This is a genomic window from Bacillus stercoris (genome assembly GCF_029772985.1).
Lineage (GTDB): Bacteria > Bacillota > Bacilli > Bacillales > Bacillaceae > Bacillus > Bacillus stercoris.
Map to the genome: position 1 here is coordinate 3,426,928 of NZ_CP121861.1, position 15,548 is coordinate 3,442,475.

Annotated in this window: 14 protein-coding genes; 3 read left to right on the top strand and 11 right to left on the bottom strand. The window is 46.6% G+C overall.

What is annotated here, in order from left to right; all coding sequences use genetic code 11:
* Window positions 1-68: 68 nt before the first annotated feature.
* On the top strand, window positions 69-1,625 hold the full coding sequence (locus tag QA442_RS17965) for an MFS transporter (protein ID WP_095432296.1): 1,557 nt from the start codon (window positions 69-71) through the stop codon (window positions 1,623-1,625).
* Here QA442_RS17965 and bstA read toward each other — a convergent pair.
* The gene (gene bstA, locus QA442_RS17970) at window positions 1,622-2,158 is read right to left on the bottom strand and encodes a bacillithiol transferase BstA (protein WP_014663253.1); all 537 of its coding nucleotides are present in this window, start codon (window positions 2,156-2,158) and stop codon (window positions 1,622-1,624) included. The two genes, QA442_RS17965 and bstA, sit on opposite strands and share 4 nt — an antisense overlap.
* Window positions 2,159-2,289: 131 nt before the next feature.
* Window positions 2,290-3,378, bottom strand: a complete 1,089-nt coding sequence (locus QA442_RS17975) for an acyltransferase family protein (RefSeq protein WP_095432297.1) — start codon at window positions 3,376-3,378, stop codon at window positions 2,290-2,292.
* Between the two features lie 460 nt (window positions 3,379-3,838).
* On the opposite strand from QA442_RS17975, the gene padR reads away from it, so the two are divergent.
* Together padR and QA442_RS17985 are read left to right on the top strand one after the other, a co-directional pair.
* Window positions 3,839-4,387, top strand: a complete 549-nt coding sequence (gene padR, locus QA442_RS17980; protein ID WP_069149200.1) for a transcriptional regulator PadR — start codon at window positions 3,839-3,841, stop codon at window positions 4,385-4,387.
* Between the two features lie 48 nt (window positions 4,388-4,435).
* Complete coding sequence (locus QA442_RS17985) at window positions 4,436-5,038, top strand: GNAT family N-acetyltransferase (RefSeq protein WP_095432298.1); 603 nt, start codon at window positions 4,436-4,438, stop codon at window positions 5,036-5,038.
* Window positions 5,039-5,075: 37 nt separating this feature from the next.
* On the opposite strand, the gene lnrN is transcribed toward QA442_RS17985, so the two are convergent.
* The 9 genes from lnrN to QA442_RS18030 form a co-directional block, all read right to left on the bottom strand.
* Window positions 5,076-6,233: a linearmycin resistance permease LnrN gene (gene lnrN, locus QA442_RS17990; RefSeq protein WP_095432299.1), complete on the bottom strand. Its 1,158-nt coding sequence runs from the start codon at window positions 6,231-6,233 to the stop codon at window positions 5,076-5,078.
* Between the two features lie 14 nt (window positions 6,234-6,247).
* Complete coding sequence (lnrM, locus tag QA442_RS17995) at window positions 6,248-7,438, bottom strand: linearmycin resistance permease LnrM (RefSeq protein ID WP_071581284.1); 1,191 nt, start codon at window positions 7,436-7,438, stop codon at window positions 6,248-6,250.
* Window positions 7,439-7,450: 12 nt separating this feature from the next.
* Window positions 7,451-8,386 (bottom strand): linearmycin resistance ATP-binding protein LnrL, encoded by a 936-nt coding sequence (lnrL, locus tag QA442_RS18000; RefSeq protein WP_071581283.1) that lies wholly within the window; start codon window positions 8,384-8,386, stop codon window positions 7,451-7,453.
* A 143-nt stretch (window positions 8,387-8,529) separates the two neighbouring features.
* Complete coding sequence (lnrK, locus tag QA442_RS18005) at window positions 8,530-9,192, bottom strand: two-component system response regulator LnrK (protein WP_095432300.1); 663 nt, start codon at window positions 9,190-9,192, stop codon at window positions 8,530-8,532.
* Window positions 9,189-10,391, bottom strand: a complete 1,203-nt coding sequence (gene lnrJ / locus QA442_RS18010; protein WP_095432301.1) for a two-component system sensor histidine kinase LnrJ — start codon at window positions 10,389-10,391, stop codon at window positions 9,189-9,191. Before lnrJ ends, lnrK begins: the two co-directional genes overlap by 4 nt.
* Before the next feature lie 117 nt (window positions 10,392-10,508).
* Entirely contained in the window at window positions 10,509-11,366 is an 858-nt protein-coding gene (gene catE, locus QA442_RS18015) for a catechol 2,3-dioxygenase (protein WP_095432302.1), read from the bottom strand.
* A 17-nt stretch (window positions 11,367-11,383) separates the two neighbouring features.
* On the bottom strand, window positions 11,384-11,788 hold the full coding sequence (catD, locus tag QA442_RS18020; RefSeq protein ID WP_095432303.1) for a DoxX family oxidoreductase CatD: 405 nt from the start codon (window positions 11,786-11,788) through the stop codon (window positions 11,384-11,386).
* Window positions 11,789-11,941: 153 nt separating this feature from the next.
* The gene (locus QA442_RS18025; RefSeq protein ID WP_071581280.1) at window positions 11,942-13,756 is read right to left on the bottom strand and encodes an ABC transporter ATP-binding protein; all 1,815 of its coding nucleotides are present in this window, start codon (window positions 13,754-13,756) and stop codon (window positions 11,942-11,944) included.
* Complete coding sequence (locus QA442_RS18030; protein WP_095432304.1) at window positions 13,750-15,471, bottom strand: ABC transporter ATP-binding protein; 1,722 nt, start codon at window positions 15,469-15,471, stop codon at window positions 13,750-13,752. Before QA442_RS18030 ends, QA442_RS18025 begins: the two co-directional genes overlap by 7 nt.
* Between the last annotated feature and the right edge of the window lie 77 nt (window positions 15,472-15,548).

Sequence of the window (15,548 nt, forward strand, 5' to 3'; positions counted from 1 at the left end):
TTATTTGACATTTAGTTCATTTAAAATTAATAATATATTTAGAGTGAACTAAAGAGGAGTTGATGAATATGTCTGAAGCATTAACAAAGCAGAAAAGCCAAAAGTGGGCAATCAGCCTGTTTACGATTGGCGTGTTTATGGCTGCTTTAGATAACGGAATTATTTCGGCTGCTTTAACAACGATAAACGAGTCGTTTGCCGTTTCTCCTTCCTGGGGATCATGGGGCATCACCCTTTATACGCTTGGTCTTAGCGTCAGTGTGCCAATCGTCGGAAAGCTTTCCGACCGCTACGGCAGAAAAAAACTCTTTCTCATTGAGGTTTGCCTGTTCGGACTTGGTTCTTTGCTTGTTGCTTTGAGCCAAAGCTTCCCGCTCTTTCTGATATCGCGGCTGATTCAGGCGCTTGGCGGCGGCGGGATTTTCATCATCGGCAGCTCGCACATTCTCGCTACGCTTCCAAAGGAAAAACAAGGAAAGGCGCTTGGGCTGCTTGGCGCAATGAACGGCATGGCCGCTGTGCTCGGGCCCAATATCGGGAGCTTTCTGCTTGATTGGACCGGGTCTTGGCATTGGCTGTTTTTGATTAATTTGCCGATTGCCGTGCTATTGATTGTTTTCGGCGCATGTTTTATTGCGGAAACAAAAGCGCCTGAGGCTAAACGCCTCGATACGGCTGGCATCTTTCTTCTGTCCCTGTCGATTTTAGCCGTGATGTACGGCATGACGAACCTTGACGGGGCAAATCTCTTAAACAGCTTGGGACATCCGGGGGTTTATGGATGTATTATTTTTGGCATTCTTTGTTTTGCAGCGCTTATCACGTATGAAAAGAGAGTTGAAATGCGCGGGGGCGATCCGATTTTGGCGTATTCTCTGCTGCGAAACAACATGTTTCAGCGCACGCTTATCATCGGTTTGTTATCCGGGGGACTCTTGGCGGCAGTCATTTTTATCCCGGCATATGTCGAGCAGTATTTAGGAGTCCCTGCCGCAAAAGCAGGCTATTGGATGACACCTCTAGCGTTGGCTTCCGGAATCGGCGCTTGGCTTGGCGGAGCGCTTACCGACAAAAAAGGTCCTGTAAAAACCGTTATTCTTTCGGGAATCATTTCATGTGCGGGGTTTGCTTTATTTCCGCTCTGGGTGACGGAAAAATGGGAGTTTGTGATCGCAAGTGTGGTGGCTGGGATCGGCTTTGGCTTTCTGTTAGGCGCTCCGCTGAACGTCCTTGTATCAGAAGCGGCTAAAACAAATAAAGGCACAGCACTTGGCACGCTTTCATTAGTAAGGCAAATTGGACTGACCTTGGCGCCTACTCTTTACGCAGGTTTTATCACGGCCGGGTTTGACCAAATCGGTGATGAAATCAAGAGCCGCTTATCGGACAGCGGGCATTCAGAAAAGGCGAGGCAGATGATTCCGGAGATCGACAGTTCTGATGTTTCTACTTTACAAGAACAAGTTGAACGCATTCCCGTTCCTGAAGTCAAAGCCGCGATAAGCGATGCCATTCATGCGAGTGTCGCCAGCGGCTATGACCATTTATATGCAGCGGCTGCTGTGATCTCACTGCTAGTGATTGCTGCTATCAGTATTCCAGCTTTCCGCCGGCAAAAGCGTTAAGACCACCCCATCCGTTTGGAAAGCTCTGTAATATGAGCGATATGGTGATGTGAGTGCCAGACATACAGGCCGAGCGCGTTCTCCAGAGTAATAACCTCCTTTGTATCAGGGTGATAAAACCCGCGCTGAAATTGCTGATCCGTCAGAGTGCGGAGCAGAGCCGTCCATCTTCCGTGAAGCTCCTGCAAAAGGGCGAGTGAACCGCTCGGATCTGCCGTTTTCGAGTCTTTTAACTCCGACCATGCTTTTTCATCATACGGACGGATAGCCGGCGTCTCTTCCGTCAAGCTTAATTTAAAACGAATATAGCTGTTCATATGACTGTCAGCCAGATGATGAACAACTTGCCGAACGGTCCATCCACCGTCCCGGTACGGTGTGTCAAGCTGGCTGTCCGTCATGCCTTCTACGGCTTGCTTCAGTTGGGCAGGCACTTTTTCAAGGGCTTGTATCCATTCATCTTTTTGCTCCTTCGATATGGATTCCCTCGGCTTGTATTCTCCTATTGGGTAGCTTAGGTTGTCTGTTGTCATGCATGTTCCCCCTTCTTTTCACTCTTCTCCTTTATTTTACAAGAAAAAGATTGTGTATGCTGTATGATTTAGAACAGTCTTACAGTAAAAAAATATACAACAAGCGGCAGGAGCCCCCTGCCGCTTATTTTTTACCCTGCGTGATCACGCACTTCGACTATTACCTTCTTCTGTTTTGGCTGATAAACCTTCCCCACAAATAAATACCCGTATTTGAACTTATTCAGCGCCCACGAGGTCAGAATCGGCCCGGCTGTACACACGGCAAACAGCAGGAAAACAGCCGGTACGGCGGGAATTTCGGGCATATTCAAAAGCAACACGTAGCCTATCATCATAAAATAGGCATGAAGCAGATAAATCGAAAAGGAATAGTTACTGATAAACATCATGATTTTCGGCACATGCTTCATTTTAGAAAACAAGTGAAAGCACAGGAAAATCATGCTTGTTGAATACAGCATGATATCAGGCCGCTTCGAGCTGATCATGCCGATTTCGCCGACATAAGAAACAGTGACAACCAGCGCACCAGAAGCAATTGCGCAACCGTATACGACCCAGCGGTATTGGTTCAGCAGCGCTAAGAAACGCTTGTACTCTTTTCCGCAATAGTAGGCTAGACAAAAGTAGAAAAGCCAGCCTGCGAACGGAACCCAGAAAAACGGAAATGACCCGCCCTCTTCAGAAGCAGGAGCCGGGCTGACTGCGGAGAAATAGCTTAAATAAGCGGCTGTCACCACAAATGAGATAGACAACACCCATTTCGGAGATGCTTTTTTCAAATACTCATGAAACATCATATGCAGAATGTAAAACTGAAAGATGACGAGAATGAAGTACCCGATAAAGTTTCCTAGGAATACATTCGCCAGATACTTTTGCACAAACGCGAGAAAGGTTATCTCTCCCCCCATCGCACTGGTCATCAGCAGGGCATCAATGGCCGCGATAAATAAAAAAGGAACAAAAATCACTTTTCCCCGCTTCTTTAAAAAACCGCCCGGCACCCCGTCAGGATAAGAACGCGCCAGTAAAAATTCAGAGATGAAAATAAAAGCGGGCGTGCTGAACATCAGGAGGGTACGGAAAGAATCAACAATGTGAGAAATATCTGCAAGAGCTTCTGCCTGAAGCATCAGGACCATTGAAATGATATGGAGCAGGACGACACTTAAGCACGAAATGCAGCGGATCATAAAAATTTCTTTAATTTGCATGACAGCGCTCCTTTTATTTCAATTTGACAGAAATCGATGGTTGTACCTTAACATGTCTGTTCTATTTGAAAAAGTGCCTGATGTCATATAATGACGTATGCATGATAGACTAAGGTCATAAGAACCCTATGGCTTTCTCAGACGAAAAAACCCGCTGTAACGGAGACAGCAGGTTGTTTTATGGAGATATAGATATTGCGGCTCATATTATGAGAGGATTCCCCATTATACATAAAAAAACAATATCGTTTATATTTTTCTAAAATTAAATGTAAATCTCTTTTATATCATCGATGGAGATGAATCGGATACGTCTGACATACCTTTTATTTTCATTTCCCAAGTGGCCCGGTTGTGTTCCCTTCCTCCCTTTTCTATAATAAGGGGAATAGGCAGTTAGAATCACAGTTGAGCACCGGCTCATCTGTTTTGCGAAACAGCCATAGACACGGAGGATAGCATGAGAGTATTAAAATACGCCATATTAGGGCTTTTGCGAAAAGGCGAATTGAGTGGATACGACATTACGAGTTATTTTAAAGAGGAGCTTGGACAATTTTGGAGCGCCAAGCATAGCCAGATTTATCCTGAGCTCAAAAAGCTGACGGATGAAGGATTTATCACGTTCCGGACAACGATTCAGGGCACAAAGCTGGAGAAAAAGATGTACACCCTGACAGACAGCGGAAAGCAGGAACTGCATGACTGGCTGATCCGCCATCAGCCGATACCGGAGACGGTGAAGGATGAATTTATGCTGAAGGCATACTTTATTTCTTCTCTATCGCGGCAGGAGGCTTCAGAATTGTTTACAGACCAGCTTCTAAAACGCAAGGCCAAGCTGTCTGACCTGCAGGAAAGCTATGAAAAGCTTATGGCTTCAGCAGAGCCGATGTCGTTTTCTTCACCGGACTTCGGCCACTACCTCGTGCTGACGAAAGCGCTGGAGCGGGAGAAAAATTACGTTTCTTGGCTGGAATCGATTTTAGCTATGATCGATAAGGATTAACCGGGAGCGGCCTCAGGCCGCTCCAATACTTAATGCGGGGGACGGACAATGAATGTGACATTGCGTGAATTAACAGGGGAACTGATCCGAGTGGTACCGATGGATAAGAGCCATATTCAAGGTTTATATGAGGCTGCAAAAGATGAAAACATTTGGGCCTATTTACCGAAAACCATTACAACGCTGCATGATATGGAAGCTTTTGTCGAGGAAGCCCTGCAAACGAAAGAATACGGAACAGAATTTCCCTTTGTGATTATTCATCGTGAAAGTGGGAAAATCGTCGGCACGACGCGATTTTTGTATATGTCATCCGCTTCAAGGAGCCTTGAGATTGGCTGGACGTGGTTTCACCCTTCAGTGTGGGGCACCTCGGTCAACACCGAATGCAAATATTTGCTGTTACAGTATTGCTTTGAACGGTTGAACACGATTCGGGTGCAATTCAAAACGGATGAGCGGAATATTAGATCGCAAAAAGCAATAGAGCGGTTGGGAGCAGTGAAAGAAGGCATATTGCGAAATCAAATGATCAGAAAAGACAGAACATTCCGCAATTCAGTATTTTACAGCATTATCGACAGGGACTGGCCATCCGTGAAACTGCATTTAGAACGGAGACTGCAACTGCCAGAAAAAGAAACAAAATAATTGCAAAAATCATCTGTCCCTCGGACAGATGATTTTTTTAAGCTCGGAGCGCTTTCAGCCCCGCTGCGAAAGTGATTGCCGCAAATGCAAGCAAAATGCCGCAGATCCCGAGAATATCTGTGACGCGGGCACCGTTAGCGATAATCTCAGTCAGCCCGCTCATTGCCCACTTTTGAGGAAGAAATTCAGCGATGGATTGCATGAATTTCGGTTCAATGTCGATCGGCCAATACATTCCGCTCACCATACACGTTGCAATGACGAACAAGTTGCCAAACGCGAGCTGCTGTTCTGGCGTTCTGACATTGGCCGCAATCATCAATCCAATGCCGACAACGGTCAGCAGAAAAAGCGAGACCAACACCATAACCGCAGCCGGATTCCCCCAGTTGATGCCAAACAGCCAATGGGTTGCGAGAAGCAATATGCCAAATTGAATCCAGCCAATGACAAAGAAGGACAGCACATATCCAGCACCGATTTCCACTCGGCTGACTGAGGCTGTAAGCAATCTGGACCAGACGCCGTTTTTTCTTGCTTCTAAAATGGTTCCAGCCGCTCCCATCATGGTCAGCATGACAAATAGGATGGAAAAGCCTGCTGCTCTGGAGGCTGTGTCACTCGCTTCCGCACCCTCTTTTTTATCGCTGAGCGTCTGTCGTTTTACAGCCGGAGCTGAATCTTCATGTTTTTTGGCGAAAACTGTTTTATACGCCGCCTTCCAGCTCTCTCCCGCTGTCTGAGCTGCCGTTTTCGCCGCGGTAACCTGAATATTGAGCGTTGCCAATGTGCTTTCTGCATATTGTTTGACCATCGGCGCTTCCGACAGCTCGGGGCCGTGACGGAAAATCAGCTCAGGATGTTTGCCTTTTTCCAGCTGTGTCTGGAACGAGCGGGAAATGACGATGATCCCGACAATTTTCTTTTGTTTCAGCTTTTCTGACGCTTTGTTTTCAGACATGCTTTCGAATGTATACATATTATCGTGCGCCTTCAGCTGCCGAGTATAATGCTGTGAGAGAATCGTGTCGTCCTGATCAACGATTGCAAGCCGCACTTTATCATCATTTCCGCTGAGCATACTCCCAAATACAAAGGTAAGCAAAAGCGGGGCAGCAAACATGATTAAATAGTTCTGCGGCTTCTTAAAAATGAGAGAAAGCTCAATGCCGCAAATGGCTATGATTTTTTTCACCCTGGTGTACCTCCTTATCTTGTATGAAGCCGTCTGATACCAATTACAAGTGAGCAAAGCCCAATCCCCGCAAAAAGAAGCACAGGCTTTTGAAGGTCAGCCCAGCCTCCCCCTTCCATTAAAGAAAGAAAGCCGTCAAGCGCCCAGCGATTTGGCACAGCTTTAGATACAGTCTGCAAGACGTCCGGAAATTGGTACAGCGGCAGCATGGACCCGCCGAGAACTGCAAGCAATTGAATACCGAAGCCGCCGATCGCATCCGCAGATTTCATATCGCTGAGGAAGGACGCAAGCAGCATTGAAATGCCGGATACAGCAGCGGCGTAAGAAAGCCCGAGAACACTCACACACAGCAGATTGCCGCCCCAGTCCACACCAAAAACATTGATTGTGACGATCAGAAATATGAAAAATTGTATGATGGCAAACAGATATGTCCCAAGCCACTTTCCGAAGAGAATGACAGATTTTTGCGCGGGCGTCATCAGCATTCTGGCAAGCGTCTCAGTATCCTTTTCCTGTAAAAATGATTTCGCCCCGACTGTCATATGAAACAGCATAAACATGCAAAACATTGCAGCCGAATAGTATTGAAAACTGGTAACTGCCTTGCTGCCGACAGATTTTTCCGCAATAGTAAGCTTGTCGCCCGTTTCTCTTTCAAGCGTCTTTGTCAGCTTTTCTGCAAACTGTGCAGGGTCAAGTTTTCCTTGCTGTACAGCTGCCGTTTTGCTGACGTAATCCATTGAAGCTGATGCGGCTTCTTTTACCGCTTTATATTGGTCTATAAAAGAGCTGGCAGCTGTTTCGATGATGGAACTTTTTAATGTTTGATCAGGAGCGGCATAAACTACAGCTGAGGTTTTGCCGGATTCCCAATGTTTCGGAATGACAATACCTACATCGATTTTCTTTTCATCAAGCAGTTTCTTCATCTTATCTTCGCTGTTTGCTTGTGTGGCCTTTATCGATTTCATTTTTTTGAGCACATCTTTTGTAAACATGTTCGCTGCATCTGACTGATCTGGTTGAACGTAGCCGACTTTGATCTCATCAATACCGCTGCCTCCGTCAACAACTGATCTGAGCGCCGCTCCTAAAATACAGGTTAGGATCAGCGGCATTAGGATAAGCATCATAAACCCTTTTCTGTCCGTGATTCTGATTTTGACATCTTTCCATGCGATCCATATGCTTTTTTTCATAGCCGTTCCCCCTTAATCCCGCAACGTGCGGCCGGTCAAATTCAGAAACAGGCGCTCCAGATTTGGTTCCTGCACCTGAAGAGACAGCAGGTTTATATGATGGGCAGCGGCTTCAGCAAGCAGGCTTGTGACGACTTTCTCATGATGGGCCGCAGCAATGTCAATTTTGAGCTCTGAATCATGTACTGTCACATCATTCACATGGGCCAAAGAACGGATTGCAAAAAGAAACGCTTCATCGATCCCGCTGACTGTGAGCTGAATGATGGTATCGCCTCCAAGACGGCTGCACAAATCATTTTTTGTACCGATCGCAATCATTTCGCCCTGATCAATAATTCCGATCCGATCGCATAAAAACTCAACCTCTTCCATGTAATGACTCGTATAGATCACCGTCATGCCCGATTCGTTGAGCTGTTTCACCGTTTCTAAAATATGATTTCTTGACTGAGGGTCAATACCGACAGTCGGTTCATCCATAATCAGCAGCTCGGGCTTATGCATTAAAGCCGCACCGATGTTGATTCTTCGCTTCATCCCTCCGGAGAATGTTTCAATTTTATCTTTGGCACGCTCAGTCAGGCCGACGTATTCGAGGACCTCTGCCGATCTTTTTTTAGCCTCACCGTGCGTAAGTCCGTACATTTTCCCCCAAAACATAAGATTCTCATGAGCCGTGAGCGTCGGATATAAAGCAATTTCCTGCGGGACAACACCGATTTTTTGTTTCGCTTTGGCTGTTTCTTTTCCGATGACACAGCCGCCGACTGTGATGTTTCCGCTGTCATGCGGCACAAGGCCGGAAATCATCGAGATGGTTGTGGATTTTCCCGCACCGTTTGGCCCGAGCAGTCCGAATGACTCCCCCTTTTGGAGGGAAAATGAAATGCCTTTCACAATTGTTTTTTTTCCATATGCCTTTTTGATGTTTTCTGCTTGCAGCACGTTGTTTCACTCCTTTTTTACTCCCATTGCCATTGTAGAAAAAAGAAAGGCGTGCGGCATGTAGCGCCGGATAGAATGTAAGGCATGAAAAAAAGGCCTGTAAAAGGCCTTTTTAGAGAAATGCATATGCAAAACGTCATATGTCAAAAGACAGATACACCATATCTGACCGAGTAAATGGCGGCTTGGGTTCTGTCCCTGACAGCCAGCTTGCTGATGATATTTGAAACATGATTTTTGACTGTGCCTTCTGTAATGTAAAGCTTTTCGGCAATTTCTTTGTTATTCAGCCCGTACCCCAGCTGAGCCAGAACCTCGATCTCGCGCTCGGTCAAGTCGAGCAGCTCCTTAGGTTTTTCTATCTCGCTTATTCCTTTCAGCTGTTTTTCACGCTTCCATTCATTCAGCATTTGAGCAGTCAGTTCCGGAGGAAGCACCATTCCGCCAGAATGAACAGTCATGACCGCTTTTACAATCGTATCTGCCGACATGTCCTTCAGCAGGTATCCGCTCGCTCCTTCTTCAAGCGCTTCAGCAATCAGCTCTGAGTCCTTGAAGGTTGTCAGCATCAAAACCTTTACGCCAGGCAAAGAGCTTGTAATCAATTTTGTTCCTTCGACACCATTGGAGATTGGCATGCGGATGTCCATTAACACGATATCCGGCTCCAGCTCTTTCGCCTTTTCGAAGGCTTCCTGTCCGTTTCGCGCCGTTGCGATCACATCGAGCTCTTCTCGGAGCTGAAGCAGGGATGCCAGCCCTTCTCTGACGATATCCTGATCGTCGGTAATGATGATCTTAATCATGATAAATTCTCCTTTTGCTGCGCGGGCCCGAAGCTCCATTTTTTATTAGCCAGTGAAAATTCGGCGATTACAGTAAACCCTTGATCCCGTTCGCTCTCAAAGCAGATCATTCCGCCATGCTCCGCTGCCCGCTTTTTCATATTCAAGAGACCAAAGCCAAGTGCCGCTTCTGGATTTCCTTTGCCGTCATCCTTAATGACAAGACTTACGCTGTCCGTTGTGCAGGCAAGCTTTATCGAACAGGCTGTGGCGCCGCCGTGCCGTTTGGCATTGGTCAGTGCTTCCTGCACCGTTCTGATCAGGGTCGGATGAAGAGACAGCGGGATGATTGCAGGATCACCGCTAACCGCAAATTCGGTTGTGACTCCTGCATTTTTGTAAAAGTCTTCTGTCAGCTGTTTCAGCGATTCGATTAGCGAAGGATCGTTTTCCGTTTGCAGGGTGCGTACTGATAAGCGGACATCATCAAGCGCTTCACGAGCGAGCGTTTCACAGACACCGACTGTCTCATCCGCTTTTTGGCTGTCTCTTTTTTGCCATTCACGCAAAAGCTGAAGCTGAACGAGGAGCGCCGTCATTTTGTGTCCGACTGTATCATGAATTTCCCTTGCCATTCTGTTCCGCTCATAAATGGCGGTCAGCTCTTCAACCTGCTTCGCATATAAATGCAGCTCCTCGTGGGCAGCAGACAGCGCCAAGTGGGATTCTGTCAGTTCCCGGTACTGCTGTTTTGCCGTTTCCTGCGCATCCAACAGCTTGCGGATTAATTTACCCACAACACCGCAGAAGACAACGAATGTCATGCTGGTCAAATGATCAATGACAAATTCATTGCCGAACATCGCATATGTACGGATGAGGACGATCAAAAACAAAATAGAACAAAGACATAAGACAGACCATGCTGTTCTTTTAGGAAACCCCCGCAGAAAAAAGGCGACCGCAACCGGACAAAGCATAATAATGAACAAACCTGTGCCTGGAAAGATAAATCCGAACGAAAAGCCGATTGCAATATCAATCAGGCAGAACCAGATGGCATTTGTCTCTTTTGTCAGCAAAACATGATTGGCTGCATACATGGCAGCACCTGCTGCGATAAATACATATCCAAACCAGTTATCCTCTTTGACAATGGACAAATACATTAAACAACTCACCATCAAGGTGAACATTCTCGTAAAAAAAAGAGCCTTCACGCTCATCACTCCCGGTACCCAATTCCCTTCTTATCATACCTGCCTCAGGGCATTTTTGACAGGAGTTTCTGGAAAATAAAAAATCCCCCTGCCGTTTTTTCGGCAAGGGGATTGCAGTCAAATCACAAATAGAATATGGGCCCCGGAAACAGGATCTTTCACGCGGAAGCAGTTTTCCATTTCTTCGATCGAATATCCGGCGCGTTTGACTCGGTCAGCCACTTGATCCAGTTCCTCTTGATGAGGCAGAACAACCGTGTAATAGTCTAGTCCGCTGGCATTTGTCGGTTTGGGCGGCGCGTTTCTTCCCGCCCAAATGTTTAAGCCGATATGATGGTGGTAGCCTCCGGCTGAAACAAAAAGAGCGGACATGCCCGCATAGTTTCCGACAATGTCAAAGCCCAGTACATCTGTATAAAACGCTTTTGCTTCGTTCAAATCACTGACATGCAGATGAATGTGTCCGATGATTGTATCGTTGGGAAGCGCTGTTTTCCGTTCATCTCCTGCCTCTTCCAATAGGCCCCCAATGTCAACAGCGGTTGTCGTCATGACGTAGTTCCCTTCCCGGTCACGCTGCCACGTGCTGCGGGGGCGGTCAGCATACATTTCAATCCCGTTGCCATCAGGATCAGACAGATAGAGCGCTTCACTCACAGCATGATCCCCATGCCCGATCGCAATACCGTGTTCAATCAGGCGGGCGAGCGCGATCCCAAGTTCCTTCCTGTCCGGAAGAAGAATCGCAAAGTGATAAAGGCCTGTTACAGACCGTTCAGGCAAGACGACGGCGCTTGGATTTTCTTCAAGAATAAGCAGGATGCGTTTCCCGTCAGCCGTTAATTCAGCTCGGTGATCCGTCTTTTTTAAGACTTGAAAACCGATGACGTTACAGTAGAACTGAAGGGAACGCTCCAAACTGCGGATTGTGAGTTTGGCATAGCCAATGTGTGTATCCGCATGAATGCTGGTCATGCTGTATGCCTCTTTTCTTATGCTGATACGTTTGTGTTCTTTTTTCCTTTAAACACTAATGGGTCCAGCGCCAGGAATCGGCTTCCCGTAAGCGCCAGGTGGGTGGATGTCAAAAGCAGAAGGTAATCAAATTCTGCATTGCCCATGAATGGCGCTTTCAGCTTAACTGTGATGATGGCGCCGATCAGTGTAAGCGTGAACAGTACACCGACAATACGTGTAGCCAATCCGAAGAAGACAAGCACTCCGCCAATGAGTTCAATCGCTGCGATGACATACGCCATAAAGCTTGGAAGGCCTATGCTGCCGAAAAATTGGATGGTGCCCTCCATTCCCTGAAACTTTGATAAACCGTGAACAAAAAAGATAATACCTGTAATGACCCTTAAAAGTAATGTGCCAATTTCAAATGATTTATTCATTTGATCCTCCTTGATAAATATTATCACTTACTTAATGTAAGCTAGTATATATACATAACTTGTTTACGTCAAGTAATTTTGTTACATTTTACGAAAATGACATAAAAGTACTATAAAACTGTAACAAAAAAGACCTCTGTGCAGGACAAAGGTCTATTTCTCAAATTGGCTTTCATATAAGTTGCTGTAAAATCCTTTTTGCCGGATCAGATCATCATGGCTGCCCTTTTCAATCATTTCGCCGTCTTTCAGCACCACAATCTGATCCGCTCTTTGAATGGTGTTCAGCCTGTGGGCAATGATGACGCTTGTTCTTCCTTCCATTAAACGGGCAAGCGCTTCTTGAATGTTGACTTCCGTTACGGTATCAATGTTGCTTGTTGCTTCATCCAAAATGAGAAGAACCGGATCGGCAAGCACCGCCCGCGCTATAGAAATCAACTGTTTCTGTCCTTGACTGATGCCCGAGCCGTTTTGCGTCAGCACGGTGTCGTACCCTTTTGGCAGCCTTTCAATAAAACTATGGGCATTTGCTGTTTTTGCAGCTGCTTCTACTTCCTGATCAGAAGCATCAAGCCTGCCGTATCGAATATTTTCTCTGATCGTTCCTTGAAACAAAAACGAATCCTGAAGAACAAATCCCATGTTTTTTCTCAGGCTTGCTCTAGTAAGGGTTTTAATATCTGTACCGTCGATTAAAATTCTTCCTTCGTCAGGCTCGTAAAAACGGGCGAGTAGGTTGGTGACGGTCGTTTTTCCCGCCCCCGTCGGCCCGACAAACGCGATGGACTGCCCGGCAGGCACGGTAAACTGTAAATGCTTCAGTGTATGTCGCCCTTTATCGTAACCGAAGGACACATCCCGGAATTCAATGCTTCCTGTTTGGATAGGCTGATGCACGGCGTTCTTTTCATCCTCGCGCTCTTCTTTTTCATCAAGCACGTCAAATACCCGTTCAGCACCGGCAATTGCGGACAGCATCGTATTAAACTGGTTGGCCAGATCGTTTAAAGGACGTGTAAATTGTCTTGAATACTCGGCAAAGACGACGATTGAGCCGATCGAGATCCAGCCTTTCAGCGCGAACAGACCGCCAATTGCCGCAATCATTGTAAAGCTTAAGTTATTCAAAGAATTCATGACTTTCGGGATAAACCCTGAAATCGTCTGCGCCCAAAAACCCGACGTCTTGAGGGCAGCGTTTTTTTCGAGAAATTCAGCAGTAATCTGCTTCTCACGCGAATAGGCTTTAATGACCTTTGCGCCGGAAACAGATTCCTCAATATACCCATTCAGATCACCAAGATTTTTCTGCTGTTCTTTAAACAGCTTTCCCGTTCGGTTGGTGATCCATTTCAGGCTCGCTGCCATCACCGGAATAATGGTCAGCGTAATCAATGTAAGGAGCGGGCTCATGTACAGCATCACCGCAACGGTCCCGACAAAGGTGATCACGCTTGACAAAATTTGAATGACTGACGTATTTAAGGTAGAACTGACATTTTCGATGTCATTCGTCACCCGGCTCATCAGCTCGCCGTGCCGCTGTTTATCAAAAAACGGAATCGGCAGCTCATGCAGATGGGTGAACAATTCGCTTCTCATTCTGAAAACCGTGCCCTGCGAGATCGTAATCATCCAGTAGTTTTGAAACCAGAGCGACAGGGACTGAATGATATAGATAGCGAGCAGAAGAAGCAAAACAGGAATCAAGCCATTGACCGTTTTCCCAACGATAAAATGGTCAATGGCCTTTCCGATCACAAAGGGGCCAAGGAGCCCGAATATCGCGCTGATGACAACCATCAGCATGACAAGTACGAGAAGTCCTTTTCGTTCAGCCAAGTAAGACCAGATTCGTCTCAGTGTACCCTTTGTATCCTTTGCTTTCGCCCGCTTTTTCGCGCTTTCTTTTTTGTCAATTGGCAGTTTGGGATATTGGAAAGGCTTGCGGATGTCTTTTAGCATAACTCGCTCCCCTCCCTTCCGAATTGTGACTCGTAAATGCGCTTGTATAACTGAGATTCAGAAAGCAGCTCACTGTGAGTGCCTTTTTCAATCAGTTCGCCGTCCTCAAGCAGCAAAACCTGATCAGCTTTCATTGCTGTGGTCATTTTTTGCGTAATGATCAATGTTGTGCACTCGTATGTGCTGATTGCCTCAAGCAGCTTCGCCTCTGTTTGCAGGTCAAGCGCGCTTGTGCTGTCATCCAAAAGAAGGATGGCCGGCTTTCGGATCAGCGCCCTAGCAATGGAAATCCGCTGTTTCTGACCGCCGGACAGGTTGACGCCTCTTTGCCCCAAAACTGTGTCATATCCATTTGGGAGCTTCAAAATCGTTTCATGAATTTGCGCGTGTTTGGCCGCATCCATTATTTCATCTAGTGAAGCATTATCTTTGCCCCAAGCGATATTTTCTTTGATTGTGCCTGAAAACAAGAGAACCTCCTGCGGTACATATCCAATTTGCCTGCGCAGCCCTTCAGCCGGAAAATCTTGAACCGGCTTTTCATCTATGTAAATGCGGCCTGCATCCGGCTGATAAAGCCTCGGAATGAGCTGAAAAAGCGTGGACTTGCCCGAGCCCGTCGCACCGAGAATCGCGATTGTTTCTCTTGGTTTTGCGGAAAATGAGACATTTCTGAGCGCTTCCCTGTCCATTTCAGGATAGCGGAAGGATACATGCTGAAACTCAATCCGTCCCGCCAAACGATCAGATATGATGCCCTCCTCCCGCTCGTCGCCTTCTGTTTCAAGCACCTCGCCGATTCTATCTCCTGAAGCCTTCGCCCGGGTGAAAATCATAATCAAAAACGGAAACATCGAAAGCGCGCCCGTAATTCGTGTGGCATAGTTGATAATCGCAACAACATCGCCGACCTGAGTGCTTCCGCTCGTGATACTGTAGGCCCCCGCCCACAAAATCAACAGGATGCAGAGATTCATCAAAAGCATCAATACAGGCATCGTGAATTCCACAAGCTGAAAGGCAGAAACCGTTTTTTCCATCAGTCTTGTGTTGGCTTTTATAAATTTTTTGACCTCGTGGCTGCCGCGAAGCAGCGCTTTGATCAGCTTGATTGCGGTTAAGTTTTCCTGCATGATGGTGTTCACTTGATCCAGCCGTTTTTGCACTGAGCGGAACAGCGCCCCGCCTTTCTTTAATACCCATAGCAAAAACAAGATCAGGATCGGAATGGCCACAAGCAGAAAAAAGCCGAGCTTCGCATTAACGGCAAGCGACAGCACAATGCCGCCTGCAATCATTAAAGGAGCCCGCAGCATAAACCGCAAACTCATAAAAATCATATTTTGAACCTGTGTGACGTCGTTTGTCAGCCTTGTAATATAAGAAGAGGATGAAAACTGTCCAAATGTGGAATAGGAGAAGGACTGGATTTTTTGAAAAAGCCCTTTTCTCGTATCATAGGAAAAGCTTTGACTGACATGGGCGGCATAAAAGGAATTCAACATCCCCGCCGCAAAGGATAACACGGTCAGTCCGATCATGACCGCGCCCCATGTCCATACATGACGCAGATCTTGCTTCAATATCCCATCGTCGATGATTTTCGCAATCAATAAAGGCTGCATCAGTTCAACCGCAAGCTCCGTCAGCATAAGAATCAGCGCAATTCCCGCAAGCAATGAATATGGTTTTAAAAACGACAAAGCCTTTTGCATGTAAAAGCCTCCAAACCCCTTTTTACTCGATTGTCTCTTTCTTTACTTTACTATGGCGGTCTTTTTGACGGCAAACG